Genomic DNA, 26,744 nt, shown 5'->3' on the forward strand with positions numbered 1-26,744 from the left:
CCCCCGCGCCGCTCCCGAAAAACCGGATCTTGTCCCGGTTTTCGTGTCACAGAACGGAAACACCTGAAGAACGCCTTGATCTCGTCGTGTCTCCGGGCAACAGAACCGGTCAAGTGCAGTCATGTTCAAGACAGGGCGCCGCGAAGCCGACCGAAGTGCTGGGCCAGGTCGAGCAGGGAACCGTCCGTCGTGCGAGATCGCCGACGTGGCCGGAGGCCGAGGCGACGCCCTGTCCGTGGAACGAGCTCGGCAACTGGGGCTGTGGCTGGGACTACCGGCGGCGCACGGCGTCCATCGAGCCCGAGGACGGCGCCTGCGAGGTGTCGATCCTGCACAAGGCCGTTCAGGAAGAGCGGTTCGAGGTCGTGGTCGTAATCCTGGCCGACGAGAACGCAAAGGACTCCGCCGCGTTGTGCCTGGGAGCGATCTTCCTGGCGAAAGCGGTAGTAGCCAAGCTTCCGCAGCGCGTTTAGGGTGCCCGCCATGCCCTCAGGTAGACAGGCCGTCGTGCTGCTTGCCGCCCTCGTGGCGGGTTGCGGCACGGCGATCCCCGGTTCCCCCGTCGCGGGACCCCAGTTACCTCTGACATCGACGTCCCAGACCGTCACCGTCGTGACGCCGACGCCCTCTTCGAGCAGTAGCAGTGCCGTTCCCCCGCCTGCTCCCCCGCCGCCGCCTCCTCCCGTCGCGAAGTTCGGCAACCCGGCCGGCACCGCCGCCGTGCCGGCTGAAGCCGCCGCCGAGGACACCTCCAAGCCCACCCGCGTGATCGGCACCGGCACGCCCGCGTCCTGCACGTCGCAGGCCGTGGTCGACGCGGTCGCCGCCGGCGGGGTCGTCACCTTCGACTGCGGCGCGCAGCCGCACGTCATCCCGATGGCCGCGACCGCGAAGGTCCGGACGAAGACCGTGCTCGACGGCGGCGGCCGGATCACGTTGAGCGGTCAGGGACAGCGCCGGGTTCTCGACCAGAACGGGCCGAGGCTGGTGGTCCAGAACATCACCCTCGCCGACGGCAACTCGACCGGTGACAGGACCGAGGGCGGTGGCGGCGGCGCGATCATGGTGCTCGGCGGTCAGCTCAAGGTCGTGAACTCCCGCTTCGCGAACAACAGGTGCGATGCCAACGGCCCTGACCTCGGCGGCGCCGCGATCCGCGTGACCGACTGGGCCCAGAAGGCGCCGATCTACGTCGTGAACAGCACCTTCGAGGGCGGCGTGTGCTCCAACGGCGGAGCGCTGAGCAGCATCGGTGCGTCGTTCGTGGTGCTCAACAGCCTCATGAAGAACAACAAGGCCATCGGCCGCGGCGCCAACCCCGCGCGCGGTGGCACGCCGGGTGGCGGCAGCGGTGGCGCGATCTACAACGACGGCAACACGTTCACACTGCGTCTCGCCGGCACGCTGATCGAGGACAACCAGGCCAACGAGGGTGGCGGCGCGGTGTTCTTCGTCAGCAACGACAAGTCGGGCTCGATGTCGGTCGACGGCTCCACGCTGCGCCGCAACCCGAGCCTCGGTTTCGAGACCATCAAGGGGATCTTCTACCTCGGCGTCGGGGAGAAGCCGAAGCTCACCGCCTCGACGGTGCAGTGAGCCTGCCCGCGACCAGCAGCAGCGCGAGACCCAGCACGGACATCGCGAGGCTGAAGCCGTAGACCCAGCGGAACCCCAGTTGCTGGGACACGCCGAGCAACGCGCCCGCGACCATGCCGCCGACGATCTGGGTGTTGCTGAACATCGTCGTGGCGTGGCCGGGACGGCCGGGGTCGAGGCTCTGGAAGTACGTGATGCCGACGCCCATGATCAACGAGATGACGGTGGCGTGCAGCAGCTGCGCGGCCATCACCTGCCAGATCGAGCCGGTGAACACCATCAGGCCGTGATAACTCAACGCGATCACCGCGCCGATGAGCACGAGCCTGTGCTGCGACATCCGGTTCGCGAGCGACCCGAACCACAGCATCATCGGGATCTCCAGCGCCGCGCACAGCCCCATCGCGAGTCCGGCGTCACCGGCCGTTCCCCCGAGTTCGGTCGTGACGAACAACGGCAGACCGCTCACCGCGAGCGCCACGGCCCCCTGCAGGAACAGGAAAGCAGCGGACACGACCATCATGTTGCCGCGCGCCGGTCCTGCCGCTTCTTCTTCCTCTGCCTGCTCCTCGGCCTGAGCGGGCGGCACCGGAAGCGTGAGCGCGAGCACCGCGACACCGAGTTGCAGCACGGCGGTGGAGGCGAAGAGACCGATCCACCCGGTCTTCGCGACGAGCAGCGCGGCCACGGGCGGTCCGGCGACCCAGGCGACCGAGAGCAACGTGCGCAGCACGCTGACGACCATCGACGGTCCTCGGGAGACCTGACGGCCGTACGCGAAGAGCTGCGGCAGCAACGACGACGTGATCGCGATGAACACCACGGAAGTGCCGAGCAGGAACCAGTAGTCGCGCAGCACGGCGAACAGCCCGTAGCCGACCGCGCCGGCGACACCGCCCACGGCGAGCATGTACCGGCGCTGCACGCGACCGTCGGACAGCCTGCCCATGATCGTGCTGGCGAGCACCGACGCGAGCGGGCTCACGATCAGGAAGAAGCCGAGCTGGAACGGCGAGACCTTGATCTCGCTCGTGAGGAACAGCGAGCCGAACGGCAGCGCGAACGCCATCGACACGCCCGACACGACGCTGATGACGGAGAGTTGGAGGAACGTACGGGACAGGAGCGGCGAGGATGTTCTCTCGCGTAGTGCCGTCACCCCGTAATCGTGCTCTTTGACCGGCTAATCAGGAAACTTGATATCCCATGATGCGGTCAATCTCTCACACCACGATGACCGCACCGTCGCGACGGTGATCTGCACCACCCCTGAGCAGGCCTGATCCGGTCATTTCGACCACCTGGCAGCCGCCGAAGAACATGTTCGGAGCACGGAATCGGGTGACCGGGAGCTCACTTTCCGGTCGAATTCCCGGCTCGACGTGGAGGTGGTCTCCGCTCAGGTGCATGCGGGGCGCGTCGACGGCGTCCTGGGCGGGCATGCCGCGGTCCAGGACGTTCACGAGCACCTGCAGGATCGCGCCGGAGATCCGGCTCGACCCGGCGCTGCCGAGCACGAGTTCGGCCTGGCCGTGGCTGGTGACCACGGTCGGCGCCATCATCGACGGCAGCCGGTCGCCTGGCGCGTGGCTGAAGAACCCGTCCGGTGACAGGTCCTCCTCCCCCATCATGTTGTTCAGGTGCACGCCGGCGATCGAGATCCCGGAGCCCGCGCCGTTCGTCGTCGTGACCGAGCAGGCGGTGCCGTCCGCGTCGAGCACGGAGATGTGCGTGGTGGAGCCGAGGCGGTTCAGGTGCGTCTTCGGGGTGGCCAGCGCGCGGATGAGGTCCTGCTGCGACGGGTTGTCCGGCAACGCTTCCAGCATCTGCGTGAGCAACGCGCCGCCCGCCGCGGGTGGCGGGTTCGTGTGAATGTCACGGCCGCGGTGCCTCACGTGCAACGGCTCGCGTTGCACGGCTTCGTACGCCTGGAGATCCGTCTTGCCGAGGTCGCCGCCGTGCGAGGTGATCCAGTCGGCGACCGCGCCCGCGATGTCGCCGGTGTAGAACGGCGCCGCGCCGTCGCTGCCCAACCGGTCGAGCGCCTCGGCGAGTTCGGGCTGGACGAGCAGTTCGCCCTCCTCGAAGGCGTTGAGGCCCGCGCTGTGGGCGAGCGGCAGCAGCAACGACGTCACGTAGGCCTGGTACCGGTTGACCCGATGGCCTTCACGGGCGTGCATCGCCGCCGTGGCCACGAGTTCGTGCAACGGCGCCCGGCCGTAGGTGGCGGCCTTCGCGGCGCCGGCGGGCATCCCGTACGCGGCCACCGAGGACGGTCCCACGTGGAATTCCTGCTGCGCGTCACCGAAGTGGACGGTGATGGGGGTGAGCGGCGCGCGTTCGCCGGTCTGCCCGCGTCCGGGCGCCACGGCCGAGAAGTCCAGCAGCACAGGGGTTTCCCCCGCCGGGGCGATCATCATGTACCCGGCGGAACCCAGCCCGGTCAGCAACGGCTCGGTGACGCACGACGTCAGCATCGCCGCGACGGCCGCGTCCACGGCGTTCCCCCCGGCACGCAGCAGCGCCGCGCCCGCCTGTGCGGTGAGCGGGTGACCCGCCGCGATCGCGCCTCGCACCGTCGACCTCCAGAAGTGAAGGCAGTCAACGGTAGACCTGTGCGCGAGCGGCGGGCCACCCGGACTACGTCCTACTTCTTCGTGGCCGAGTAGTTGCGGAAGTTGATGTAGGTGTCGAGGATGTCCGACGACGCGCTCTCGACCGAGCGGTAGATGCCCCACTTGGGCCGCACGTAGTCGCCCTCGTCCGGGATCTTCACGCCGGAACGCTTGCCCTGCACCGCGATCGGCGCGTTCGCCCCCGTTCCGTTGCGCAGCACGAAACCGACGGTGCCACTGGAACCGGGCGTGATCGTCCACTCGACGGTGACCCACTTGTCACGCAGCGGGGCCAGGTTCGTGGCGGCGATGTCCGGGGCGCCGGACGTGCTGAACGCGCGCGCCCGGATCGTCTCCGTGCTGCCGCTGCGACTCAGGGACAGCGTCGTCCACGGGCCGCCGTTGGTGCTGGGCGTCTTGGTTTGGAAGATGTGCGTGAACTTGCTCGTGCCGTGCAGCGATGCCGGCATGTACATCTCGTACGAGATGACCCAGGTCTCGCCGTTCTTCATCTTGAGCGCGTTGCCGCCCGACACCATGCCCTTGGACTCGGTGCGTTGACGGTCGCCGCCACCGGTGGTGTCGCGGTCGTTCTTCCAGATGTTGAACCGGTAGGCGTCGCCCTGGACGACGATGTACTTGCCCTTGCGTTCGGGGAACTTGTTGCCCCGGTCGACCTCGATGCCCTCGAACGCCTTGAGGCCGTCGGTCGCGGGGTTCGGGCTCCACGCGGGTGCGGCGTGGGCGGGAGAGACGGTGACCAGCATCAGCGCGGCGGCCGTCAGTGCGATTTTCATCGAGCTTCCTTCCTGGCGGCAGCACCGAAGGTAGGAGGTCTCGACCTGCGTTGTCAACGAAAATGACCAGAGTTGCCTGCCGATGACAAGATTCATCGGAGCTTGGAGGCCGACCGGGGTTGAGAGCCGGGGCAAAACGGGTAATTCGACGACCATGGAGTGGATCACCCGGTTGATGGAGGCGCTGGGCTCGCCCGGCGCGGGCATCGCGGTCGCGCTGGAGAACGTCTTCCCGCCCGTGCCGAGCGAGGTGATCCTGCCGCTGGCGGGGTTCACCGCCGGTCAGGGCAGGATCTCGCTGATCGCCGCGATCCTGTGGACGACGGCGGGATCGGTCGTCGGCGCTCTCGTGCTGTACGGCCTGGGCGCGTGGCTCGGGCTGGAACGGCTGCGCAAGGTCGCGGACAGGATCCCGTTCGTCACCGCGTCCGATGTGGACAAGGCAGACGCGTGGTTCGACGAGCACGGCAACAAGGCCGTGTTCTTCGGCCGGATGGTGCCGGTCGTGCGGAGCCTGATCTCCATCCCCGCCGGGGTGTCCGGGATGCCGATCGTGAAGTTCACGCTCTACACCGCGGCGGGCAGCCTCGTGTGGAACACCGCGCTGATCCTCGCCGGGTACGCGCTCGGCGACAACTACGAACTCGTCGACCGCTACCTGGGCTGGGTTTCGACGGTGGTGCTGGCCGCGCTGGCCATCGCCATCGTCTGGTTCGTGGTCTCGCGCCGGAAGGCACGCCGTTCGTAGAGCACCGATGCCACCGCGATCGCCAGGCCCGCCACCGACAGCGCCACGCCGACCCACGCCGTCGAGGTGTAGCCCCAGCCCGCCGCGATGGCGAGGCCGCCGAGCCACGCGCCCGCGCCGTTCGCGACGTTGAGCGAGGAGTGGTTGGACGAGGCCGCGAGCGACGGCGCGTCCGGCGAGGCGTCCATCAGCCTGACCTGCAGGGCGGCCGCGAGGATCTGGATGGTGAAGCCCAGCAGGAACAGGAGGGCGAACAGGAACACCGGGATGCTCGCGGTGAGCCCGAACAGCACCAGGATCACGGTGACCGCGATCAGGCCGCCGAACACCGAGCGCGTCACGGACCTGTCCACGAACCGGCCGCCGAACGTCGCGCCGAGCGTCATGCCGAGCCCGAACACCGCGAGGATCCACGGAACGGCTCCGCCCGGCAGCCCGGCGACCTCGGTCGTCAACGGGGCGACGTAGGAGTAGACGGCGAACATGCCGCCGAAGCCGATCATGCCGGTGAAGATCGCGAACCACACCGTCGGACGGCCGAACGCGCGGACCTCGCCCTTCATCGACGCGCCCTCGACCTTGGGCACCAGCGGTACCCACGCCGCGATCGCCGCGGCCGTGATGAGCGCGATCACCGAGACCGCCAGGTAGGCCGTGCGCCAGCCGATCTGCTGCCCCGCGGCCGTTGCGAGCGGCACGCCCACAAGGTTCGCCACGGTCAGACCGACCATCACGCGCGCTACGGCCGTGCCGCGCCGTTCGGGAGCAACGAGCGTGGCGGCGACAACGGCCGCGATGCCGAAGAACGCGCCGTGCGGCAGTCCGGCGACGAACCGTGCGATGAGCAACAGCGACTTGTCCTGGGCGGCGGCCGACAGCCCGTTGCCCAGGGCGACCGCGAGCATCAGGCCGATCAGCATGCCCTTGCGCGGGAGCTTGGCGCCGAGCACCGCGATCAGCGGCGCGCCGACGACGACTCCGGCGGCGTAGAGGCTGATCGCGTGGCCGGCCTCGTAGTCGGGGATGCCGAACGTCTCCGCGATCTGCGGCAGCAGGCCCATGGTCGCGAACTCGGTCGTACCGATGCCGAACCCGCCGAGCGCGAGAGCGGTCATGGCGCGGGTGGTGTTCAAGGCTTCCCCATGGCTCGTGAGCAGCGGACTTAGTTAGCTACCGCATCGATTTTACGGGTCTTCTGAAGCGCTTCAAAAGACTCCGGACCGGTGCCGCTCCTCACACGCCGATCGAGGAACACCGACACGATCGCGACCGCGAGACCGCCGACCGCGAGCAGGGCTCCGATCCAGTTCGGCGCGGTGTAGCCGAGGCCGCGTTCGATCGCGAGACCGCCGAGCCACGCGCCACCGGCGTTGCCGAGGTTGAACGCCGCGATGTTCGCCGCGCTGGCGAGGGCCGGCGCGCCTTCCGCGGTCTGCATGACCCGCATCTGCAACGGCGGCACCGTGGCGAACCCGGCCGCGCCGAACAGCACGATGGTGATCGCGGCGAGGACGGGCGAGTGCGCGGTGAACACGAACGCGGTGAGGATCGCGGCCAGCGCGATCAGGATGACGACGGTGCTCTTCATGACCGACCGGTCGGCCGCCTTGCCGCCCAGCAGGTTGCCCGCGAACAGGCCGACGCCGAACAGCACCAGCAGCCACGTCACGGCGCCCGACGAGAAACCCGCGACCTCGGTCATCATCGGCGCGATGTAGGTGAACGACGCGAAGACGCCCGCGAAGCCGAACGTGGTCATCAGCAGTGCGAGCCACACCTGCGGGTTGCGGAACACGGCGAGTTCACTGCGGAGGTTGCCGCCCTGAGCCTGTTGCCGCGGCACGAGGAACACGATGCCGAGCAGCCCGATCACGCCGAGCACCGTCACGGCCCAGAACGTCGAACGCCAGCCCAGCGCCTGACCGAGCGCCGTACCCATCGGCACGCCCAGAACGTTCGCCACGGTCAGACCGGTGAACATCAACGCGATGGCGCTCGCCCTGCGTTGCGGCGCCACGAGGTCAGCGGCGACGACCGAACCGACGCCGAAGAACGCGCCGTGCGCCAGTGCCGCGATCACGCGCCCGCTCATCAGCACGCCGTAGGTGTCGGCCATCGCCGAGACCAGGTTGCCCGCGATGAACAGCACCATCAGCCCGAGCAGCATCCTCTTGCGCGGCAGGCGTCCGCCGAGAACGGTCAGCAACGGCGCGCCGATCACGACACCGAGCGCGTAACCGGAGATCAGCAGGCCCGCGCTCGGAATCGAGACGCCCAGATCAGCCGCCACGTCAGGCAGCAGGCCCATGATCACGAACTCGGTCGTGCCGATGGCGAAGGCGCTGATCGCGAGGGCGAGCAGAGCGACAGGCATGTCACACAGTCCTTGAAGTCGTAGGTTGTCCGCGCGAGCAATAGTTGCATACGCGGGCAATTGCATGCGACTCCTGTATCGGTGAAGCGCGTCACGCCGCCGGCGTGAGGATGGTGCGGTCGAAGGGGCCACCGTGTGCGGCCGCGTGGGTGACCGCGTCGTTGACCTGGTCGAGGCCGAACCTGGCGTTGCGTTCGGGGACGAGGTCCAGGGCACCCGACGCGATGAGCCGGATCATGCCGACGTTCGCCGTGCGCGGGTACATCCACTGGCCGCGCACGGTCACCGAGTTGCGCATGATCCAGGGGTAGGGCAGGGCGAGATCCGCGCCGCCGAGCATGCCGACGCCGCCCATCAGCACGACCCGCCCGTGCTCGCGCACGGTCATGGCGGCCGCACGCGCCGCCGAACTCGGTGCCTGGGGCGGCAGGAGATCGAGCACCAGGTCGACGGGACCGTCGGTGGCCGCGGCCATGGCAGAGCGATCGGTGTCCTCGTCTCCACTGAGCTCGACCGGGCTCACCCGCGAGCCGAACCGGTCAGCGAGCAGGTCGAGCGCGGCTCGGTTGCGCCCCGGTGCCACCACGTGCCCGGCACCCATCGCGAGTGCGACCGCGACAGCGCTGCTGCCGAGGTTTCCGGTGGCACCGCTGATCAGCACCGTCTCTCCGGCCGCGAGTCCGCCGGCCAGCAGTCCACCGAAGGGAATGGTGTGCACGCCCAGCGCGGACCAGCGTGCGGGATCGGCACTCACGGGCAGGACGTACACGTTCTCGGTGGGAACCCGCATGAGCTCGGCGAACGGTCCGTCGTGCAGGTACCGGGCCAGCCTGGCGCCACCTTCGCCACGGGAACTCCAGCCCTGCAGCGTGATGTCGGGCGTCAGGGCGTCGTCGCGGGCACGGACCGTCGAGTCGCACCAGACCAGGTCGCCCGCCTTCACCCTGGTCGCGTCCGGGCCCACCCGGACCACTCGGCCGACGCCTCCGACACCCGGCACCACCGGTGGTTCCAGTGGATAGCGCCGTTCACCGCCGAACACCTCGGCCGCGTACGGCGGCACACAGGTCGCCAGGACCTCGACCAGCACCTCGCCGCCGCGGCCACCGGGTCGGGCACGTCGTGCACCACGAGGGGGGAACCGAACGCCGTCAACGTCGCTGCGCGCATGGGAAATCCTTCCTGTCTGGTCCTCGTCACGCTAGGAGCGTCAGGGGCATGCGGGAAGCGAAGATCGGGCATCTCTGCTATGCGTAGTCAGCATGGACGTGTCGAGTGCGAGCCTCCGGGTGCTGTGTCAGATCGCCGAGTCGGGCAGCTTCACCGCGGCCGCCGCACAGCTGGGCTACACGCAGTCCGCGGTCTCGCGCCAGGCGATCGCCCTCGAACGCGGCGTCGGCGCCACCCTGTTCGAGCGACGGACCGACGGGGTCCGGCTCACCCGGCCCGGACTGACGCTGCTGCGCCACGCGCGGACGATCCTGGAGTCGGTCGACGCGGCCCAGCGCGACCTGACCGACGAGGCTCCCCGCACAGAACTGGTGCGGCTCGGGCTGGTCCTCAGCGCCGGACCGGTGATCCTGCCCTCCGCGCTCCCCCTGATCGCCAGGACGGCGCCCTGGGTCCGGGTCTCCACCCGCGAGGGCACCACACCCGGTTTGGCGCGGGCGTTGCGCACGGGTTCGATCGACGTCGCCGTGCTCACCTCCCGCCCGCCGCACCGGCCGCCAGACGGCGAGTCACCACGCCTGCACGTCACGGCCGTTCAGGACACCGAGCTTCTCGTGGCGGCGTCGGCCACCGGCACGTTCGCGGGCCGCACGTCGGTACACGTCGACGAACTGGTCGACGCACCCTGGATCGCCAGCCCCTCGTCGAACGCGGAGCCGCTGCTCGGTGTCTGGCCCGGCCTGCCGGGGCGGGCGCACGTCGTCCACAGTGGACGGGACCGGCTGACGAAGCTGCACCTGGTCGCCGGTGGCGCCGGAGTCACCACGATTCCGGAGGGCCTGTCGCCGGTCCTCCCGCCCGGAGTGATCGTCCTGCGGGTCCGGGGCGCACCACCCGAGATCCGCAGGGTCTTCGTGGCGCGGCTCCCCGGCACCGCGACGCCGGCGGTCACCGCCGTCACCGAGGCGATCATCTCGACGACACGCCTGTAGACGACGAAGGCCGGCCCCAGCGGGACCGGCCTTCGGGTTCGGAACCGACTCAGATGCGCGGGGCCTCCACGAACGTCCGGCCGTTGAGCGGCTGCGTCGCACGGGCGTTGCCCGCGGTGAACAGACCCTTGAAGCGCGCGATGGTCGCGGCCGACACGTGCTGCTCGCCGGTCAGGTACCACTCGACGCCCTCGGTGAACGGTGCCGTGGTGAGCGAGCCGGTGTAGTGCAGCGTGTGGTGACCCGAGGGCAGCAACCGGTTGAGGTCGACGGGCTCGATGTCGACCGGCGCACCGCACTCGGGCGAGAGCCTGGCCAGCACGTCGTCCACGACGGAGTGCGAGCCGACGACCAGCGGCACGCCGACCACCAGCAGCCTGCCCTCGGCGCTGCGGTGCACGAGGTGCATCTCCAGCGGGGTGTTGCGGCCGCCGAACTGGTGCTCGGACGGCGTGTGGAAGTGGAACTGCACCAGGTCGTATCTGATGCCGGCGACGGTGACGTGGCCCGCCCCTGGCTCGACCTCCGCCTCCTCCGTCTCCTCGTGGTTGCGGGTCGTGCAGCCGTTCGGGTCGGCCGCGTCCTTGCGGATGTACTTCAGCTCCAGCGCGGAGTGCCCGTAGGTCACGTCGAGCTTGGCCGCGTGCGGGTCGAACCGGATCGCGTGGGGCGTGACGTTCACCGGGCTCTGCTTCGGTGTCGCCGACTCGGCCGCGCCACTCGCGAAGAACGTCGCGGTGAGCACGAGCGGAAGAAGAGCCGGAAGGGACCGCTTGATGTTCATAACGCCACTTTTCACCCGATCGAGTGAAATGGGGAAGCGGAGTGTGTTCGCGCTCTCATCGGCCGGGAATGTTCCTACTACCCCAATCAGGGCAGCACTGAAGTGCTTCAGCTTCCGGAAGTGGGTCGATGCAGGTCAGGGCATCTGCAAGTGCTGTGCAACAAGGGCTTTCGAGGTGGGTTCGTTGTGCGTGCAAATTCGAATTGAGACAGCCGCGAGAATTGAAGAACGAGGTCGTTCTCGATCACCATTGTCCGATTGGCGGCGGTTTGCCGAATTTGCCTGAAGTGACTCCGTTCACCGAGCATGTCCGGCAGAATGGGCCGATGGTCACCGTCGCCGACATTCGCGCCGTGGCACTGACGCTGCCGCGCACCACCGAACACCTCATCCGCGACCGCGTGAAGTTCCGCGTGGGCCAGATCGTCTACGCCGCCCTCTCGCGCGACGAGACGGTGCTGGGCTTCGGCTACCCGCGCGAGGAACGGGAGGCGCTCGTCGCGAGCGACCCCGTGAAGTTCGCGTTCCCGAGCGAGTCCGACATGCGCTTCCAGTGGGTGCACGCCTCGATGGCCGAGCTGGACGTCGAGGAGATGACGGAGCTCGTCATCGGCGCTTGGACGATGTGCGTGCCGAAGAAGGTCATCCGCGCGCACCTCGGCGAGGACTTCATTTAGTCAACACTGAAGCTATCGAGCACACTGTCGCTGAAGGAGACGAACGTGCCGTCGCGGTGCGCGGTGGGCAGGAACCCCGGCACCAGGCAGATTCGAGCGCCGCGGTCGGGGTCCCAGACCTCCAGCCCGTCCACGCCGGAGACGTACAGCAGTCCTTTGTGGCCCCACATCGGCCCGGCCGGTCCCGCGAACGCACCCACGCGCCGTCCGCCCGGCATCGCGTGGAGGCCGACGCCGTCGATCATCAACTCGCCGTCCTCGCCGAGCCGCTGGACGGCCACGACGTCCACAAGATCGAGACTACTCAGCGCAGAGGCAGCCCACCCCGCGTTCGATCCATTCCTGCCCGGCCCAGTCCGGGTGCCGCTCGATCAGCACCGCCCGCACCTCGGCCACGATCTCGTCGGGCTCCATCGCGGAGTCGCGGCGCCGCCACGTCTCGTCCCGCAACTCCCCCAGGTAGTCCCGGACCCCTTGCAGCACCTGGATGTCACTGACTGACCCGTGGCCCGGTACGACGACCCGCGGCTCGCCGGCGATCAGCCCGTCCATCACGTCGATCCACGCGAGGCCGGAGACGTCGGTGTCGTGCGGCGGGAACCACGGGAAGATCGCGAACTGCCCGGTCTCGGCGAGGTCGCCGGTGAACAGCACGCCCGCGTCCGGCACCTCGATCACCTGGTCCCCCAGCGTGTGGCCGCGTCCGGTCGGCCTGAGCAGCACCGTCCGGCCGCCGAGGTCGAGCGCGCGGACCCCGTCGAACACCTCGTCCGGCACCGGCACCTCGACGCCGGCCAGCCGTTCGGCGATCGTCCCGCCGAACCCGCGGAACATCTCCAGGTAGCCGGATCCCTTGCGCCGCAGGTCATCCGCCTGCGCCCGGTTGACCAGGTAGGAGCTCCCGAACACGGACGCGCCGAACGCGTGCTCCGGATGGAAGTGGGTCGTCGTCAGGTGGATCCGCCGCCCGTTCGCGATCTCGTCCGCGAACGTGAGCACCTCGGTGGCGTTGGCGAGGCCGAGTCCGGTGTCCACGACGAGGATCGCCTCGGTGCCGCCGATGATCCCGATGTTGGGCACCAGGCTGACGTGCTCGTTGGGGATCACCAGCACGTCGGCGGCCACCTCGACGGCACCGGAGACGTGGACGGCGGGGTCAGGAAGGTTCATGCCTCCACTCCACCCGCGGAGTGCGGCGCGCGTCCAAGACCGTCTGCGCATATCCGATACCGTGCGAGTATCGTGCCTGATCATGGAGCTGCGGACCCTGCGGTACTTCGTCGCGGTCGCCGAGGAGTTGCACTTCGGCCGCGCCGCGCAGCGCCTCCACCTGAGCCAGCCGCCGCTGAGCCGGGCGATCAAGCACCTGGAGCACGACCTCGGCGTCACCCTGCTGGACCGCTCCCCCGCCGGCGTCACGCTGACCGACGCCGGCCACGTCCTGCTGGCCGAGGCGAGAGTCCTGCTCGACCACGCCGACCGCATCCGCGCCAAGCTCGCGCGGACCACGATCACCGTCGGCATGCTCGGCGACCACGGAACCCGCATGGCCGAGGCGTTCCGGCGCAAGCACCCGCACGTCGAGATCCGCGTCCGCGAGACCGACCTGACCGATCCGACCTGCGGTCTGCGCACCGGCCAGGTCGACGTCGCCCTGACGCGCGGCCCGTTCGACGAGAGCGGCCTGAAAACCCTTGTCCTGCGCGAGGATCCGGTCGGCGCGGTGCTGCGTGCCGATGATCCGCTCGCCGCTCGCGACCGCATCACCACCGCGGATCTGGCCGAGCGCGACTGGTTCCAGTTCCCGGACGGCACCGACGAGATCTGGCGGAACTACTGGAACGGCGGCGAACCGCGCGGCGGCCCGACGGTCCGCGCCGTCCAGGAGTGCGTGCAATCCGTGCTGTGGAACGGTTCCGTGGGTCTGGCGCCGCTCGGTCACGACCTGGGTGAGCTCGTCGTGGTGCCGCTGACCGACATGCCGCCCAGTCCCGTCGTGATCGCGTGGATCAAGGACGACCCGCTCACGCTCGACTTCGTCGAGGCGGCATCTCAGGCCTACCCCCGGCTGTAGCCCCACTTCGTGCGCGTCGCCGCGTCCTCGACGCCGGTGAAGCCCTCGTTCGGCACGAACACGTCCTCGCCGAAGTCGATGTCCGTGTCGTCGGCGTTGCCACCGACGCCGTCGGCGCCGACGGCGAACATCGCCTTCGGGTTGCCGCCCTGGTCCATGAGGGTGTCGTGCTCGTTGAACTGGTGCTGGTGCCACGAACCGGAGAGGTGGCCCAGCTCGTGCGCCGCGATGTTGCCCAGCGCGCGGCCGACGAACAGGACCTTGTCGCTCTGCGGCGTGATGTAGGTGTTGAGCGAGACGGGCGGGCCCGCGGGAGCGCTCAGCAGGTCGAGCTGGACCATCGCGGTCTCCTCGTGCCCGAAGTTGCCGGGGTCGATGGACTGCGCGATCGCCACCGTCTCCACCCCGGACTCGGCGATCGTGCCACCGATGACGAGCCTGCTGACGTTCTTCCGGCCCCACGGGTCGGCGTGGTCGCGGCTGTTGAGCAGCTTCACGCCGAAGTTGCCGTGCAGCGCCAGGTTCTCGCGGATGGTGTCGACCGCGACGGTCACGACGCGCTTCTCGTCGGCCGCGGTCAGGCCCCAGTTCGCGAGGAACTTCGACAGCGGCGACAGCTGCTTCTCCCCCGGCGGGCCCCACACCGTCGTGTCGACGAGGGCACCGTCGAAGTCCACGAACACGGTTTGCTGCCCGGCCTTCTCGCTGCCGGGACGGAACGCCTTGACGGTCAGCTGGTACCCGCCGGTGCCGTCTTCGACGCCGACGTAGTAGCGGCCGTCGCGCGGGGCGAGGAAGTCGGCGGCCGCGTTGCCGCCACCGGGCAACGGGTTCTCCTTCGGGTAGACGCCGGAGAAGTCCTGCCGGGAACCCATCACCTCGCGGCCCCTGCCGTCGTGCAGTGCGACCTTGCGCGCGGCACCCGTGACGGACGCGCCGATCACGTCACCCGCTTTGAGGTCGACGGCGAAGAAGTCCTTGTCCCCCTTGCCTTCACCCGCCGCGATCGTCAGTTCGTAGGAGCCGGAGGTGTTCAGGGTGCCGGTGACGCGGACGAAGAAGTCCTCGCCCGCGGCCAGATCGGCCTCCAGGCGGGCATCGGTGCTGACGCCGACGGTGTCGTTGGCCGCGATCTCTTTGCCCGCCGCGTCGAACACCGTCAGCACGGTGTCGAGGTCGCTGCCCTCGGTGCGGGTGTCGAAGGTCGTGTGACCGTTGCCGCGCAACCGGTAGAAGTCCTGGTCCGCGCCGGTGATCTTGCCGCTCGTCCTGATCGCGCGGTAGGTCGTGCCGACGCCGGAGTCGCTCGCGGACTGCTGACTGTCGTTGGGTTCGGCGAACTCGGCGACGACCGGCATGGTCGGGTCCGCGGCCAGCGAGCCCGTGAACAGCGCGGCGCGGTGCCGGCGGAAGTCCGTGGACTCGGCGGTCCACGGACTGTCGTTGCGTCCGCGCGCCGATGCCGGCTCACGTTCGGCGTAGGTATAGCCCGGCGCCGCCGCTGTGAGGATCCGTGCCCTGGTCCTCGCCTCACGCGTCTTGGCGGCCTTGGCCAGGTCGACCGCACCCGGATCCGCCAGGAAGGCCAGCAACGGGTCGGGCTGCACCACCGCCGGCGCGGCCACCGCCGTCTGCCCGCTCAGCACCAGCGCGGTCACGGTGATCGCTCCCAGTAAACGCATGCATCCCCCTGGTAGTAGATCACCCAGACCTACACCGTGAGACGGACGCAAGAGAAGAGTTCTGGCCCAATCAAGACATGTGCACCGATACCGCGTAGTCGCCGCCGCGGAACTCCTCCCGGTCCCAGGTGGCGAACCGCTCGACCAGCCTCAGCCCGGCCTGGGCGCAGTGCTCGTCGTACTGCGCGACCGTGTACCCGCGGTTGAGGCTGAAGCCGGCGACCAAGAACCGGCCCACGTGCCGCGCCACACCGGCGACGAGCGCGTCCTGGGTGCCGGGCGCGGTGAACAGCGGCACGTTGCCCGCCATGACGACCACGTCGAACGTGCGTCCCAGGTCGAGTTCGGCCAGGTCGGACCGCACCCACGTGATGTCCGGCGCCAGTTCCCGCGCGTGGGCCAGCATCGACTCGTCGACGTCCGCCCCGGCCACCTCGACGCCGTGCCGGGCGAGCTCGATCGCGACCCGTCCGGTGCCGCATCCGGCGTCCAGCACGGAGGCCGGTCCGAACGCGCGCACGAAGGTCGCCTCGCCGTGCACGTCCATCCCCGACTCGGCCAGTGCGTCGAATCTCTGCTGGTACTCCGCCCCGTTCCACACGAGACGCAGCCTAGGCGGCGCATGACCGTTTCGTTCGATGAGAGTCACGAGAACGGTCAGGTGCCGCTCAGACCCGCAGATCGGCGGATACCGGATGCGTGGGAGCGCTGCCAAGGTCGAGGACATGACGCGCTTTCTGCTGGCAGTGGCGTTGCTCGTGGCCGTGGCCTCTCCCGCACAGGCCGCTCCGCTCAGATGGGTCGGCACGTGGGCGACCGCGCCGTCCTCCGCGGTCCCCGGCACCGAGAACGGCTATCCGAACTTCTCGTTGCGCAACATCGTGCACGTCAGTGCCGGAGGCAAGGAGATCCGCGTCCGGCTCTCCAACGCCTACGGCCGCACCCCGGCCGTCTTCGGCCAGGTCACGGTCGCCCGCGCGGCCGGTCCGGACACACCGCTGGCGCTGGCCGGAACCATGCGCACGCTGACGTTCGGCGGCTCCCAGTCGATCACGGCCCCGCCCGGTGCCGACGTGATCAGCGACGGCGTGGCGCTCAACGTCCCCGCCGACTCGGACCTGCTGGTGAGCGTCTACACGCCCGAGCCCGGCGGCCCGGTCACGCACCACCAGCTCACGATGCAGAACTCGTACTTCACCCGCGACGGCACCCACACGGCCGACGAGTCCGCCGCCGCCTACCGCGAACGCACCACGAACTGGCACTACGTCTCCGGCGTCGACGTGCGCACCTCCACGGTGCAGGGCAGCGTCGTGGCACTCGGCGACTCGATCACCGACGGCGCGAACTCGACCTGGGGTGCGAACCTGCGCTGGCCGGACCAGCTCGCCGACCGCGTGAACACCCGCCTGGGCGTGCTGAACGCGGGCATCAGCGGCAACCGCCTGCTGCTCGACGGCGGTTCGGCCGGCCCCAACGCCCTGGCCAGGCTCAACCGCGACGTGCTCACCCAGTCCGGCGTGCGCTCGGTGATCGTGTTCGAGGGCATCAACGACATCCAGCAGACCCCGCACGAGACCGATCCGGCCAAGATCATCGCCGCGCTGAAGCAGATCGCACAGCGTTCGCACGACCGCGGGCTGCGGGTCATCGGCGCGACGATCACGCCGTTCAAGGGCTGGAACAGCTACACCGAGGAGTTGGAGCAGGTCCGCCAGAGCGTGAACGCGTTCATCCGCACCAGTTCCGACTTCGACGCGGTGGTGGACTTCGACCGCGTGATCCGCGATCCTGCCGACCCGCAGCGGATCAAGCCGGACTACGACCAGGGCGACCACCTGCACCCCGGTGACAAGGGGTTCGAGGCGATGGCGAAGGCGGTGAAGATCGCCACACTCTGACACGATCGGGCGGTTCGGGTTTGCTGGACCCCGTGCTCCGGCTATTCGATGGAGATCAACACACCGGTAAGGGGTTCACGCATGCGTCTCACGATCCTCGCCGCCGTGCTCGCGGTCGGCGCCACGGCCTGCGGGTCGCCGACCCCGGCGTCCCAGGGTCAGGCTCCCTCCACGACCTCGAACGCGCCCACGTCCGCCTCGTCGAGTGACAAGCAGAAGCCCTCGGTGAAGGCCGAGTTGACCATGCAGGGCAAGCCCGGCCTGGGCCTTCTGACGGCGACGAACCAGGGCACCGGGCCGATCACGTTCCAGGGCTGGCCGAAGCTCGCCTTCACCAATCCCGCGAACCAGCCGGCGGCGGTCCCGGTGGAGCAGAAGCTGGTGCCCGGCGAGGGGCCGTCGATCACCCTGCAGCCCGGGCAGACCGCGTTCGCCGGTGTCCTGCTCGACGTGGACGACGACGCCAACTCGTTCGCCATCAACGAGATGACCGCCGAACTGCCGGGCATGGTGCCGGCGAAGGTGACGTTCATCGGGACGGACGGCCAGCCGATCGCCGACCTGACCAAGCTGAAGGTCAGCGAGGCCAAGGTCGGGACGATGCAGCCGGCCGCCCAGGGCGTCACGGTCTTCGACTAACCCTTCATCCAGCGGTACTGCAGGTACACCTCCCACGGATGGGCAGCGCGGTCGAGGAACATCAGGCTGTCCATCCGGCAGTTGCAGGCGTTGCCCTCGCGGGTGTTCTGCGGGTAGCTGCCGCCGATCTTGTACCCGCGCGGGTCCGTGGCCGACGCGAGGTCGGGTTCCGGTTCGCCTTCGAGCTTCCACGGGTCACCGGCGGTGACGTACCTGCCCGCCAGCGGATTTCCGTTGCGGTACAACGCCATCGTGCCGGTGTCGAAGTCGAACGTGGCCGCGAGGAACACCCATTCGTTCTGCGGCAACAGCTTCTGCCACGGCTCGGCGGCAGCGAACGTCTGTGACTCGCCGCCGTCGATCCTGCGGGCCAGGGCGACCAGTTTCAGTTCGCCGTCGACCTGGATCAGTTCCAGCAGCGCGCGCACCGCGTGGCCGTTGGAGTCGCCGGTCAGGACGCCCGCCAGGCCGGTCGCGCCGTAGAGGTCGTCCGGGTTGGCGGAGTTCGAGTTCGGGGCCGGGTTCTGGCCCGTCATCTTCACCCAGCCCATGATCGACGCCTGGCGCGCGCCGTTGAACGACCTCAGAGTCGGAACGCCGGTTTCGCTGTACAGGCCTGCCTTCCAGTCGTCGTTTCCGGCCACCGTCGGGTTGATCTGCTTGAGCTGCAGCGAGTTGCGGCTGTGCCGGAACGCTCCGTCGCGCACGCGCATGTCGGCGCCACCGTTGATCAGCTGCAACGACGTGCCTGAACGGCCGCTGTCCTGTTCCAGGGCCTTGTTGCCGCGCGCCGGGTGTTCGAAGTCGTAGTACGACACCAGGTTGCGTGACAACGTGGGCAGCACCGTGCCGAACGTGGCCTGGGCCGGCGCGGCCAGGCCCACGCCGAACACCGCGACCAGGCCAAGAACCAGAAGGCGCTTCATCGGACTCCCCTGCCCTGTACGCGCAGGTCGCGGAGCCTGCCGATGTTGTCGAACGAGCCGAAGCCGACTCGGCCCGAAGCGAACGTCTTGTCCACGGCGGTCATCAGCGGATACGGCGAACCATCCATGTACACAGCGATCTCCCCTGAGTCGGCGCAGTGCCTGACCCGTACGCGATGCCACGCCGTGTCGGTGACGGCCGGAGGTGCGCCGACGGAACGTACGGCGTCCCATTGGTGGTCGAGGCGCAGGCGGTCGGCGTTGTTCACGACGAAGATGCCGTTGTGCGGGTAGATCTTGTTGTCCGACGAGAGGTGCGCGTAGTAGAACTCGGTGTCCGAGCGGTAGCCGAACACGATGATCACGTCCCGGTTGGACTCGGCGACCGGTGTGTCCAGTCGCACCGAGGCGTCGACCTGCACCGAACCGAACGCGGGTCCCTTCTGCAGCACCGCGTACTCGAACGGGCGGCGCGGACCCGGCCGGGCCACACCGGGTTCGGCCAGCACGACCTCACGGCCGGGGAACTGCCACAGGTCGGGCGTCACCGGCTGCCACGAACGCGCCGAGGTGGCACCGGCGACGAAGTCGTGGCCTGAGCGACAGGAGGCGAAGGTGCGCGCACCCGTCACCTTCCAGATCTTGCCGTTCGCCTTGGCCAGCACGTAGAGCTCACCGGCCGCGTCCTGGCCGAAGCGCAGGTCGACCCGGTTCGGGTCGTTGACCAGCGCCTTCATCGTCGTCAGAGCGCCGTTGACGTAGACCATCAACTCGCGAGAGACGGCCATCGGCTTGCCGGCGCGCATCTCGCGTTCGTCGGCGTAGTAGAGCAGGCCCTTCACGCCTTCGCCGTAGATGTACTTGCCGCGCAACGAGGGGATCTTCGAACCGCGGTAGACGAAGCCGCCCATCAACGCGTTGCCGCTGTCGGCACAAGGACGTTGGGTGGAGAGACGGTTGTGGTCGAACGCCGTGACCGGGTAGGTGTAGCCGTACTTGGCGTCGTCGGCGGGCAGCGGGAACACGCCGCACGACGGGTCGCCGCGCCGGTACTCCCAGATGCCCTCGCGTTCGCTCCAGCCCAGGTTGGCGCCCTTGCGGACCTCGTAGACCGCGTCGACGGCCTTCTCGCCGATGTGGCCCATGTACATCCGGTGCGTGGCGGGGTCCCAGCTGAAGCGGTACGGGTCGCGCATGCCGTACGCGTAGATCTCGCCCAGCGCGCCCGCCTTGCGCACGAACGGGTTCGCGCGCGGGATGCCGTACTGACCGTTGACTCCGTTGTGCCCGGCCGGGTCGATGCGCAGGATCTTGCCCTGCGGCAGCGCCAGGTCCTGCGGCACGGTCGTCGAGACGCCGATGCCACCGTCACCGGAGGCGACGTAGAGCAGCTTGTAGTCCTCGTCCCACCAGCGCGCCGTCGGGTTGAACCCGATCTCCTGGAAGCCGTGGATGAACGAGGCGAAGCCGACCCGCAGCAGTTCGCGGTGCGTGCCGGAGAAGACGTCCGCGCCCGGGTCGGAGGCGGTCCACTCGGTGATCACGCCGTGCACCTGGGTGTCCGCGGGCGACGGCAGATCAGGCTTCTTGGTGGTGAGCGCGGAACCGGTTTCGGTGTGCACGGTGTAGAACTTGCCGTTGCGCCTGAAGTCCGGGTGGAACGCGGCGAACCCGAAGCCGCTGCCCAGCCCTCGGTGGGTGTGGAAGTCGGGGCCGACCGCCACACCCAGGTCGAGGAACGCGTGCTGGACGCCCTTGTCCAGCAGGTAGAGCTTGCCGTTCATGTCGGGCACGAACATCCGACCGGAGCCGTCGGGCACCTCGCCCAGGTAGTTGATCCTGTTGTAGCGCACCAGTCTGGTGTCGGTCGGCGGTGGCACCGGCTGCGACTTCGGCAGCTGCGCGACCTCCGTCAGCTCCAGGCCGACACCGGACGCACCCGGTGTCGGCAACGGGTCGGCGATCGGCGCGTCCGACTGCGCCGACGCGATGGGCACGAACAACGCCGAGAGCACGAATGTTGCGACAGCCAAACGGGACAAGCGTCTGTACATCCCCCACCACCCTGTGGGCCAGGCCGTGCCAGCACGGCAGCGGAAAGCGCTTTCCAATGCAGCGGCACCCGGAATCTACCTAGCTAATAAGGTGGTTACAACCCTCACCGCCTGCCTGCCGTCACCCACTCGTACTGTCCGCGCACCTCGTCCGCGCTCACCGCGCGGTCCAGGAACATGAGCCCGTCGAGACGGCAGTTGCAGGCGTTCGCCTCGCGGTTGTTCTGCGGATGGCTGCCGCCGATCTTGATGCCACGCGGGTTCGTGGCCGAGGTGACGTCCGGTTCAGGCGCTCCGATGATCTTCCAGGGATCACCCTTGACCGCATAGCTCCCCTCCACGGCCTTGCCGTCGACGTAGAGGCCGATCGTGCCGTTGTCGAAGTCGAACGTCCCGGCGAGGAACACCCACTTGTTCAACGGCAGCAGGGTCTTCCAGTCCGCCTTGGCCACGAAGAACTGCTTGTCACCGCCGTCGGCACGACGTCCCAGAGCGATCAGCCGCATCGCGCCGTCGTGGTTCTCCGTCTCCAGCAACGCCCGCGCGGCATGGCCGTCGGAGTCACCCGACAGCACGCCCGCGATGCCGATGGCACCGTAGAGGTCCGAATTTCCGGAGGAGTTGGAGTTCCGGGCGGGCGCCTCACCGGTGATCTTCACCCAGGTCATGATCGACATGCCGCGGGCCTTGCTGAACGCCTTCATCGACGCGACGCCGGACGAGCCGTAGACGCCCGCTTTCCAGTCGTCGTTGGTCTTGTCGTTCGGCCGCACCTGTTTGAGCTGCAGCGACGTCCTGGAGGCCGGGAACGCGCCGTCCTGGACCCGCATGGCAGCGCCACCGTTGACCAGCGAGATCGGCGTCCGCGAGTCGGCACGCCCGAGATCGTCCTCCTTCCTGGGGTCAGTGGCGGGATGCTCGAAGTCGTAGTGGTGCACGACCGCGGACGCGATGCCCGGTGACACCTCGGGAGACGCCTCCGCCCGCACGGACGCGGCTTTGCCGGTGATCCGCAGGTCCGCGACACGGCCGACGTTGTCGAACGACCCGAACCCGACCCTGCCGGACTTCAGCACGGTGTTCGTCGCCGTCATCAACGGCTGCGACGAGCCGTCCACGTACACCGCGATCGCTCCCGTGTCCGCGCAGTGCGTGATGCGGACGCGGTGCCACTTCATGTCCGTCACGGCAGGTGGGGCGCCTACCGAGCCGTTCCACTGATCGTCGATGCGCACGCGGTCCGCGTTGTCCACCAGGAAGATCCCGTTGTGCGGATAGATCTTGTTGTCCGACGACAGGTGCGCGTAGTAGAAGCGGGTGTCGGACTGATAGCCGAACACGATCACGACGTCGCGATCCTTCTGCGAAACCGGTGTGTCCAGTCGCACCTGCGCGTCCACTGTCACGTTGCCGAACGTCGATCCCTTGGTGACGACCGCGTACTCGTTGGGACGCTTCGGGCCAGGCCGGACCGCGCCCGCCTTGGACAGCACCACCTCGTTGCCGGGGAACCGCCAGCGCGACGGCGAGACGGGCTTCCAGTCGCCCGCACCCGTGACGTCGCTGACCACGTCGCCGCCGGAGTCGCAGGCCTGCTGGGTCTGGACGGTGCCGGTGACCTTCCAGACCCTGCCGTTCGCCTTGGCCAGTACGTAGAGCTCACCGGCCGCGTCCGTGCCGAACCTCAGGTCGACGCGGCTCTTGCCGGCCAGCGACTGCATGGTCGTGCGCTTGCCCGCCGAGTCGTACACCGCGAGCTCGAACGTCTTCGCGATCGGCGCGCCGGCCCGCATGTCCTTCTCTTCGGCGTAGTACAGCAGGCCCTTCACGCCCTCGCCGTAGACGTACTTGCCCTGCAGCGACGGAATCGCCGTGCCGCGGTAGACGAAACCGCCGATCAACGCGTTGCCGCTGTCCCCGCACCCACCGCCCGGCCGGTTGTGGTCGAAACCCGCGACCGGATAGGTGTAGCCGAACTTCGCGTCGTCGGCGGGCAACGGGTAGAGCTGGCACTTGGGGTCGTCGCGGCGGTAGGTCAGATGGCCTTCCCGTTGCCCCCAGCCGAGATTGGCGCCGGGCTTGACCTCGTAGACCGACTCCACGACCTTCTCGCCGATGTGGCCGAGGAGCATCTTGCGCGTGCCACCGGAGTCCCAGCTGAACCGGTACGGGTCGCGCATGCCGATCGCGTACAGCTCGGCCAGCGCGCCCGGAGTGCCCAGGAACGGGTTCGAAGGCGGGATGCCGTACTTCTTGTTGCCGCTGTTGTTCCCCGCGGGGTCGATGCGCAGGATCTTCCCCTGCGGCACCTTCACGTCCTGCGGTACGTCGGAGCGGTAGCCGATGCCACCGTCGCCCACGGCCAGGTACAGCAGGTTGTCCGGACCGAAACCGATCTCCTGGAAACCGTGCAGGTACATGGCGAACCCGATGCGCAGCAACTCTCGGCGCGTGCCCGAGAACGTCGCGGCTTTCGGATTGGACGCCGTCCACTCGGTGATCACGCCGTGCACCACCGAGTTCGGTGAGGGCAGGTCGGGCTTGCGGTTCTTCAGCGCGTCCTTGGCCTCGGTGTGCGCGGTGTAGAACTTGCCGTTCGTCGCGAACTGCGGGTGGAACGCGACGAACCCGAACCCGCTGCCGAGTCCCTGGTGGTTGTGGAAGTTCGCGCCGATGGCCGAGCGGACGTCCAGGTACGTCCGCTGTCCGCTGCCGTCGCGGTTCAGCGTGTACATCTTGCCGTTCATGTCCGGCACGAAGAACCTGCCGGAGCCGTCCGGAATTTCGCCGAGGTAGTTGACCCGGTTGTACTGCTTGAGCCTGCTGTCCCCGGCGGCGGGCGTGGTCGACGACTGCGGCAGTCTCGCGATCTCCTGCAGTCGCACGCCCACGCCCGACGGCGCCGGTGCGGGGAGCGGGTCCGCGACCGGACCTGCCTGGGCGGCCGCCTGTGGCACCAGGGTGGCCGCCGCGACAGCCAGCGCGGCAACGATTGAGAGCGATCTGAACATCGCGCACCACCTCGTGGGTCGGCTTGGGAAAGCGCTTACCACGCGGCGGCGAGCCAGACTCTACGCGCTCAGTCGTGCCCTGTCACGGCTCCCAGCAGGTCGCGGATGTGCGCGGTCGCCGACGCGAACTCCGGACGGGCCATCGTCGCGGAGTAGTCCCTGTCGGTCGGCAGGTCGACCTCGATGATCTCGTTGACCACCGCGGGGCGTCGCGTCAGCACGATCACCCGGTTCGCCAGGTACACCGACTCCGCGATCGAGTGCGTCACCAGCAGCACCGTCGTGCCGGTCTCCCGCCACACCCGGTGCAGCTCGACGTTCATCTGCTCGCGGGTCAACGCGTCCAGGGCGCCGAACGGCTCGTCCATCAGCAACACGCGCGGCTGGTGCAACAACGCACGGCACAGCGCAACACGCTGCTGCATGCCACCGGACAGCTCGTGCGGCAGCGCGTTCTCGAACCCGGACAACCCGGTCATCTCGATGAGCTCGTCCGCCCGCTTGCCCGCCTCGGCCGAGTTCATCCCTCGCATCTCGGCCTGGAGCAGGATGTTCCTGCGCGCCGACCGCCACTCCAGCAACGCGGCCCGCTGGAACACGAACCCGATGTCGTGCCGAGGCCCGCGCACCTGCTTGCCGAGCAACGTCACCGTGCCCGACGAAGGCGCCAGCAAGCCGGACACCAGCTTCAGCAACGTCGACTTGCCGCAGCCGGAGGGCCCGACGATGGACACGAACTCACCCGGCGCGACGTCGAGCGAGACCTGCTGGATCGCGGTCACCTCCGAGCGCTTCGACTGGAAGCGCACGGAGACGTCGTTGATCGACACGGACGAGGCGGTTTCCAAAGTTGTGCTCATCCCTTGGGAGCCACGCTTTCTTCCCAGTACGCCGAAGGCTCGGACGCCTCCTTGATGATGCCGGTCTTCTGGAAGGTCTCGATCGTCTTCTTCCAGTCGTCCACGGTGTTGACGCCCGGCGCCTTGCCCTTCGTGGCATCAGTGTGCAGCAACGTCAGCGTCGTCTTGAACTGCTCCAGCACCACCGTCGGCGACGGCAGCTGCTCGGCGGCGCCCTTCATCGACTCGGCCGCGGCCTCCGGCGCCTTCTCCGACGCCGCCCACGCCTCCTGCGTCGCCGCGACCATCTTCTTCACCAGCTCAGGATCCTTCTGCAGCATGGTCTTCGACGTCAGCAACCCGTTGCTGAAGTAGTTCAGCCCGAACTCGGAGAACCGCAGGTAGCCGACGTCCTTGCCGGACTTCTCCTTGATCGTCGGCCCCTGGTCGGACGCGAACCCGAGCAGCACGTCGGTGCGGTTGGAGATGACCGCGGCCATCTTGCCCGCCGGGTCGATGTTCTGGATCGAGACGTCGGACTCCTGCATGCCGTTCTGCTTCAGGAAAGCCGGGAACGTCTTCGTCAGCGCGTCGCCCGCGGTGGTGGCGACGGACTTGCCCTTCAGGTCCTCGGGCTTCTTGATGTTCTTGTCGGTGAAGAACTGCACCGACGCCGGCGTGGTCTGCAGGAACACCCCGATGCTCTTGGCCGGCACGCCCTGCTCGACGGCCGTGGCGAGCGCGGACGTGTCGGCCCAGCCGAAGTCCGTCTGACCCGCGCCGGTCGCCGTGACGGTCTTGCCGGAACCCTGACCGGCCTGGATCTTCAGCTTGATGCCGTGCTTTTCGTAGATGCCCTGCTTGACGCCGTAGTAGAACGGCGCGTGCTCGCCGTACGGGTACCAGTTGAGGGTCAGCGTGACCTCCTTGGCCTCGCCGCCGGACTCGGACGTCGTACCACCGCCACCGCCGCAGGCGGCAACCACCAGCAACGCGGGGAGAAGACCTGCGAGCAGCTTCTTCATGACCCACCTTTCGCGAGAAGGGTTGTGACGGCGGCGCCGCGCCGGCTGGCGTGCCAAGGCAGCATCAGCTTTTCGGCGAGGTCGAGCAGGAGGAAGAGCAGGACGCCGACCAGCGAGATGACGATCAGGCCCGCGAACAGCATCGGGGTGTCCATGTTGCCGTTGGCCTGCAGGATCACGTACCCGAGGCCTTCGTTGGAGCCGACGAACTCGCCGACCACGGCACCGGTCACGGCGAGCGTGACCGCGACCTTCAGACCCGCGAACAGGTGCGGCAGCGCGGCGGGGAAGCGGATCTTCACGAACGTCTTGACCGGGCCGCCGCCCATCGTCGCCGCGAGTTCGAGCATCTCGGTGTCGACCGATTTGAGGCCGGTGACCGTGGAGATGACCACGGGGAAGAACGCCATCAGCACGGCCACGATCACCTTGGGTTCGAAGCCGAACCCGAGCCACACCACGAACAGCGGCGCGATGGCGATCTTCGGGATGACCTGCGCGAACAGCAGGATCGGGTAGGCGGTGCTCTCGACGGTCCTGGAGTAGACCATCGCGACGGCCATGAGCACGCCGAGGACGCCCGCGATGACGAAGCCGAGGATCGTCTCGTAGGTGGTCACCCAGGTGTGGCCCCAGAGGTAGGACCACTTGTCGACGAGCAGGCCGAAGGTCTTGGCCGGCGATGGCACGAGGTAGGCCTCGACCAGGCCGGTGACGGTGACGAGGTGCCAGATCGCGAGGCAGGCGGCGAGCAACGCGACCGGACGCCAGGTCCGCTCCACGACGCCGCGCCAGCGGTCCGCCTGAACCGTGTTCACAAAGCTCCCTCGGGTCGGAAAG

General features: G+C 68.6%; 25 protein-coding genes. 8 read left to right on the forward strand and 17 right to left on the reverse strand.

The features are described from left to right. Nucleotides 1-113: 113 nt before the first annotated feature. A complete protein-coding gene (locus ACIRG5_RS04810; protein ID WP_402900170.1) occupies nt 114-473 on the forward strand; it encodes a hypothetical protein in 360 nt (119 codons plus the stop codon). 10 nt (nt 474-483) lie between these two features. Next, entirely contained in the window at nt 484-1,596 is a 1,113-nt protein-coding gene (locus ACIRG5_RS04815; RefSeq protein WP_402900172.1) for a hypothetical protein, read from the forward strand. Here ACIRG5_RS04815 and ACIRG5_RS04820 read toward each other — a convergent pair. The 3 genes from ACIRG5_RS04820 to ACIRG5_RS04830 all read right to left on the reverse strand — a co-directional run bounded on the left by ACIRG5_RS04820 (nt 1,574) and on the right by ACIRG5_RS04830 (nt 5,008). Next, complete coding sequence (locus ACIRG5_RS04820; protein WP_402900175.1) at nt 1,574-2,755, reverse strand: MFS transporter; 1,182 nt, start codon at nt 2,753-2,755, stop codon at nt 1,574-1,576. The genes ACIRG5_RS04815 and ACIRG5_RS04820 overlap by 23 nt on opposite strands. Before the next feature lie 64 nt (nt 2,756-2,819). Then, nucleotides 2,820-4,172, reverse strand: coding sequence for a gamma-glutamyltransferase (locus ACIRG5_RS04825; protein ID WP_402900178.1), 1,353 nt, complete (start codon nt 4,170-4,172; stop codon nt 2,820-2,822). Nucleotides 4,173-4,243: 71 nt separating this feature from the next. Then, on the reverse strand, nt 4,244-5,008 hold the full coding sequence (locus tag ACIRG5_RS04830) for a hypothetical protein (protein ID WP_402900181.1): 765 nt from the start codon (nt 5,006-5,008) through the stop codon (nt 4,244-4,246). 154 nt (nt 5,009-5,162) lie between these two features. Between ACIRG5_RS04830 and ACIRG5_RS04835 the strand changes: the two genes are divergently transcribed. Further along, nucleotides 5,163-5,756 (forward strand): DedA family protein, encoded by a 594-nt coding sequence (locus ACIRG5_RS04835; protein ID WP_402900184.1) that lies wholly within the window; start codon nt 5,163-5,165, stop codon nt 5,754-5,756. Here the strand turns inward: ACIRG5_RS04835 and ACIRG5_RS04840 are convergent. The 3 genes from ACIRG5_RS04840 to ACIRG5_RS04850 form a co-directional block, all read right to left on the reverse strand. Beyond that, the gene (locus ACIRG5_RS04840; RefSeq protein ID WP_402900187.1) at nt 5,663-6,871 is read right to left on the reverse strand and encodes an MFS transporter; all 1,209 of its coding nucleotides are present in this window, start codon (nt 6,869-6,871) and stop codon (nt 5,663-5,665) included. The genes ACIRG5_RS04835 and ACIRG5_RS04840 overlap by 94 nt on opposite strands. Nucleotides 6,872-6,918: 47 nt before the next feature. Then, a complete protein-coding gene (locus ACIRG5_RS04845; protein ID WP_402900190.1) occupies nt 6,919-8,130 on the reverse strand; it encodes an MFS transporter in 1,212 nt (403 codons plus the stop codon). 91 nt (nt 8,131-8,221) lie between these two features. Then, on the reverse strand, nt 8,222-9,220 hold the full coding sequence (locus ACIRG5_RS04850; protein WP_402900192.1) for a zinc-binding dehydrogenase: 999 nt from the start codon (nt 9,218-9,220) through the stop codon (nt 8,222-8,224). Between the two features lie 172 nt (nt 9,221-9,392). Here ACIRG5_RS04850 and ACIRG5_RS04855 point away from each other — a divergent pair, with 172 nt between their 5' ends. Then, nucleotides 9,393-10,292, forward strand: coding sequence for a LysR family transcriptional regulator (locus ACIRG5_RS04855; RefSeq protein ID WP_402900194.1), 900 nt, complete (start codon nt 9,393-9,395; stop codon nt 10,290-10,292). 49 nt (nt 10,293-10,341) lie between these two features. Here the strand turns inward: ACIRG5_RS04855 and ACIRG5_RS04860 are convergent, their stop codons facing one another. Further along, the gene (locus ACIRG5_RS04860; protein WP_402900197.1) at nt 10,342-11,076 is read right to left on the reverse strand and encodes a carbonic anhydrase family protein; all 735 of its coding nucleotides are present in this window, start codon (nt 11,074-11,076) and stop codon (nt 10,342-10,344) included. Nucleotides 11,077-11,402: 326 nt separating this feature from the next. Between ACIRG5_RS04860 and ACIRG5_RS04865 the strand changes: the two genes are divergently transcribed. Beyond that, nucleotides 11,403-11,753, forward strand: coding sequence for an MmcQ/YjbR family DNA-binding protein (locus ACIRG5_RS04865; protein ID WP_402900199.1), 351 nt, complete (start codon nt 11,403-11,405; stop codon nt 11,751-11,753). Here ACIRG5_RS04865 and ACIRG5_RS04870 read toward each other — a convergent pair. Both ACIRG5_RS04870 and ACIRG5_RS04875 read right to left on the reverse strand, forming a co-directional pair. Then, a complete protein-coding gene (locus ACIRG5_RS04870) occupies nt 11,750-12,043 on the reverse strand; it encodes a hypothetical protein (protein WP_402900202.1) in 294 nt (97 codons plus the stop codon). The genes ACIRG5_RS04865 and ACIRG5_RS04870 overlap by 4 nt on opposite strands. A gap of 10 nt (nt 12,044-12,053) precedes the next feature. After that, nucleotides 12,054-12,923, reverse strand: a complete 870-nt coding sequence (locus tag ACIRG5_RS04875; RefSeq protein ID WP_402900205.1) for an MBL fold metallo-hydrolase — start codon at nt 12,921-12,923, stop codon at nt 12,054-12,056. An 82-nt stretch (nt 12,924-13,005) separates the two neighbouring features. Between ACIRG5_RS04875 and ACIRG5_RS04880 the strand changes: the two genes are divergently transcribed. After that, on the forward strand, nt 13,006-13,827 hold the full coding sequence (locus ACIRG5_RS04880) for a LysR family transcriptional regulator (RefSeq protein ID WP_402900208.1): 822 nt from the start codon (nt 13,006-13,008) through the stop codon (nt 13,825-13,827). Here the strand turns inward: ACIRG5_RS04880 and ACIRG5_RS04885 are convergent. After that, complete coding sequence (locus ACIRG5_RS04885) at nt 13,812-15,509, reverse strand: hypothetical protein (RefSeq protein ID WP_402900211.1); 1,698 nt, start codon at nt 15,507-15,509, stop codon at nt 13,812-13,814. The two genes, ACIRG5_RS04880 and ACIRG5_RS04885, sit on opposite strands and share 16 nt — an antisense overlap. Before the next feature lie 70 nt (nt 15,510-15,579). Beyond that, nucleotides 15,580-16,110, reverse strand: a complete 531-nt coding sequence (locus ACIRG5_RS04890; RefSeq protein ID WP_402900214.1) for a class I SAM-dependent methyltransferase — start codon at nt 16,108-16,110, stop codon at nt 15,580-15,582. A 124-nt stretch (nt 16,111-16,234) separates the two neighbouring features. Between ACIRG5_RS04890 and ACIRG5_RS04895 the strand changes: the two genes are divergently transcribed. Both ACIRG5_RS04895 and ACIRG5_RS04900 read left to right on the forward strand, forming a co-directional pair. Then, nucleotides 16,235-17,410: an SGNH/GDSL hydrolase family protein gene (locus ACIRG5_RS04895; protein ID WP_402900217.1), complete on the forward strand. Its 1,176-nt coding sequence runs from the start codon at nt 16,235-16,237 to the stop codon at nt 17,408-17,410. Between the two features lie 81 nt (nt 17,411-17,491). After that, entirely contained in the window at nt 17,492-18,049 is a 558-nt protein-coding gene (locus ACIRG5_RS04900) for a DUF4232 domain-containing protein (protein ID WP_402900220.1), read from the forward strand. On the opposite strand, the gene ACIRG5_RS04905 is transcribed toward ACIRG5_RS04900, so the two are convergent. The 6 genes from ACIRG5_RS04905 to ACIRG5_RS04930 form a co-directional block, all read right to left on the reverse strand. After that, nucleotides 18,046-18,975, reverse strand: a complete 930-nt coding sequence (locus tag ACIRG5_RS04905; protein ID WP_402900223.1) for a hypothetical protein — start codon at nt 18,973-18,975, stop codon at nt 18,046-18,048. The two genes, ACIRG5_RS04900 and ACIRG5_RS04905, sit on opposite strands and share 4 nt — an antisense overlap. Next, nucleotides 18,972-21,008, reverse strand: coding sequence for a PQQ-dependent sugar dehydrogenase (locus ACIRG5_RS04910; protein WP_402900226.1), 2,037 nt, complete (start codon nt 21,006-21,008; stop codon nt 18,972-18,974). Before ACIRG5_RS04910 ends, ACIRG5_RS04905 begins: the two co-directional genes overlap by 4 nt. 125 nt (nt 21,009-21,133) lie before the next feature. Next, entirely contained in the window at nt 21,134-24,040 is a 2,907-nt protein-coding gene (locus tag ACIRG5_RS04915; RefSeq protein ID WP_402900229.1) for a PQQ-dependent sugar dehydrogenase, read from the reverse strand. A gap of 68 nt (nt 24,041-24,108) precedes the next feature. Next, on the reverse strand, nt 24,109-24,900 hold the full coding sequence (locus tag ACIRG5_RS04920) for an ABC transporter ATP-binding protein (protein ID WP_402900231.1): 792 nt from the start codon (nt 24,898-24,900) through the stop codon (nt 24,109-24,111). Continuing rightward, nucleotides 24,897-25,904 carry an ABC transporter substrate-binding protein gene (locus ACIRG5_RS04925; protein ID WP_402900234.1) on the reverse strand — a complete coding sequence of 336 codons (1,008 nt, stop codon included), beginning with the start codon at nt 25,902-25,904 and terminating at the stop codon, nt 24,897-24,899. The genes ACIRG5_RS04920 and ACIRG5_RS04925 overlap by 4 nt, the downstream gene beginning before the upstream one ends. Then, nucleotides 25,901-26,722: an ABC transporter permease gene (locus ACIRG5_RS04930; RefSeq protein ID WP_319981079.1), complete on the reverse strand. Its 822-nt coding sequence runs from the start codon at nt 26,720-26,722 to the stop codon at nt 25,901-25,903. The genes ACIRG5_RS04925 and ACIRG5_RS04930 overlap by 4 nt, the downstream gene beginning before the upstream one ends. Nucleotides 26,723-26,744: the final 22 nt, after the last annotated feature.

It is taken from the genome of Lentzea sp. NPDC102401, assembly GCF_044765805.1.
Lineage (GTDB): Bacteria > Actinomycetota > Actinomycetes > Mycobacteriales > Pseudonocardiaceae > Lentzea > Lentzea sokolovensis.

What these genes read in the sequence shown, in the direction of transcription:
- ACIRG5_RS04815 (WP_402900172.1), top strand. Translation starts at nt 484, where the DNA reads ATGCCCTCAGGTAGACAGGCCGTCGTGCTGCTTGCCGCCCTCGTGGCG.
- ACIRG5_RS04830 (WP_402900181.1), bottom strand. Translation starts at nt 5,008, where the DNA reads ATGAAAATCGCACTGACGGCCGCCGCGCTGATGCTGGTCACCGTCTCT.
- ACIRG5_RS04835 (WP_402900184.1), top strand. Translation starts at nt 5,163, where the DNA reads ATGGAGTGGATCACCCGGTTGATGGAGGCGCTGGGCTCGCCCGGCGCG.
- ACIRG5_RS04840 (WP_402900187.1), bottom strand. Translation starts at nt 6,871, where the DNA reads ATGACCGCTCTCGCGCTCGGCGGGTTCGGCATCGGTACGACCGAGTTC.
- ACIRG5_RS04845 (WP_402900190.1), bottom strand. Translation starts at nt 8,130, where the DNA reads ATGCCTGTCGCTCTGCTCGCCCTCGCGATCAGCGCCTTCGCCATCGGC.
- ACIRG5_RS04855 (WP_402900194.1), top strand. Translation starts at nt 9,393, where the DNA reads ATGGACGTGTCGAGTGCGAGCCTCCGGGTGCTGTGTCAGATCGCCGAG.
- ACIRG5_RS04860 (WP_402900197.1), bottom strand. Translation starts at nt 11,076, where the DNA reads ATGAACATCAAGCGGTCCCTTCCGGCTCTTCTTCCGCTCGTGCTCACC.
- ACIRG5_RS04865 (WP_402900199.1), top strand. Translation starts at nt 11,403, where the DNA reads ATGGTCACCGTCGCCGACATTCGCGCCGTGGCACTGACGCTGCCGCGC.
- ACIRG5_RS04875 (WP_402900205.1), bottom strand. Translation starts at nt 12,923, where the DNA reads ATGAACCTTCCTGACCCCGCCGTCCACGTCTCCGGTGCCGTCGAGGTG.
- ACIRG5_RS04880 (WP_402900208.1), top strand. Translation starts at nt 13,006, where the DNA reads ATGGAGCTGCGGACCCTGCGGTACTTCGTCGCGGTCGCCGAGGAGTTG.
- ACIRG5_RS04885 (WP_402900211.1), bottom strand. Translation starts at nt 15,509, where the DNA reads ATGCGTTTACTGGGAGCGATCACCGTGACCGCGCTGGTGCTGAGCGGG.
- ACIRG5_RS04895 (WP_402900217.1), top strand. Translation starts at nt 16,235, where the DNA reads ATGACGCGCTTTCTGCTGGCAGTGGCGTTGCTCGTGGCCGTGGCCTCT.
- ACIRG5_RS04900 (WP_402900220.1), top strand. Translation starts at nt 17,492, where the DNA reads ATGCGTCTCACGATCCTCGCCGCCGTGCTCGCGGTCGGCGCCACGGCC.
- ACIRG5_RS04905 (WP_402900223.1), bottom strand. Translation starts at nt 18,975, where the DNA reads ATGAAGCGCCTTCTGGTTCTTGGCCTGGTCGCGGTGTTCGGCGTGGGC.
- ACIRG5_RS04915 (WP_402900229.1), bottom strand. Translation starts at nt 24,040, where the DNA reads ATGTTCAGATCGCTCTCAATCGTTGCCGCGCTGGCTGTCGCGGCGGCC.
- ACIRG5_RS04920 (WP_402900231.1), bottom strand. Translation starts at nt 24,900, where the DNA reads ATGAGCACAACTTTGGAAACCGCCTCGTCCGTGTCGATCAACGACGTC.
- ACIRG5_RS04925 (WP_402900234.1), bottom strand. Translation starts at nt 25,904, where the DNA reads ATGAAGAAGCTGCTCGCAGGTCTTCTCCCCGCGTTGCTGGTGGTTGCC.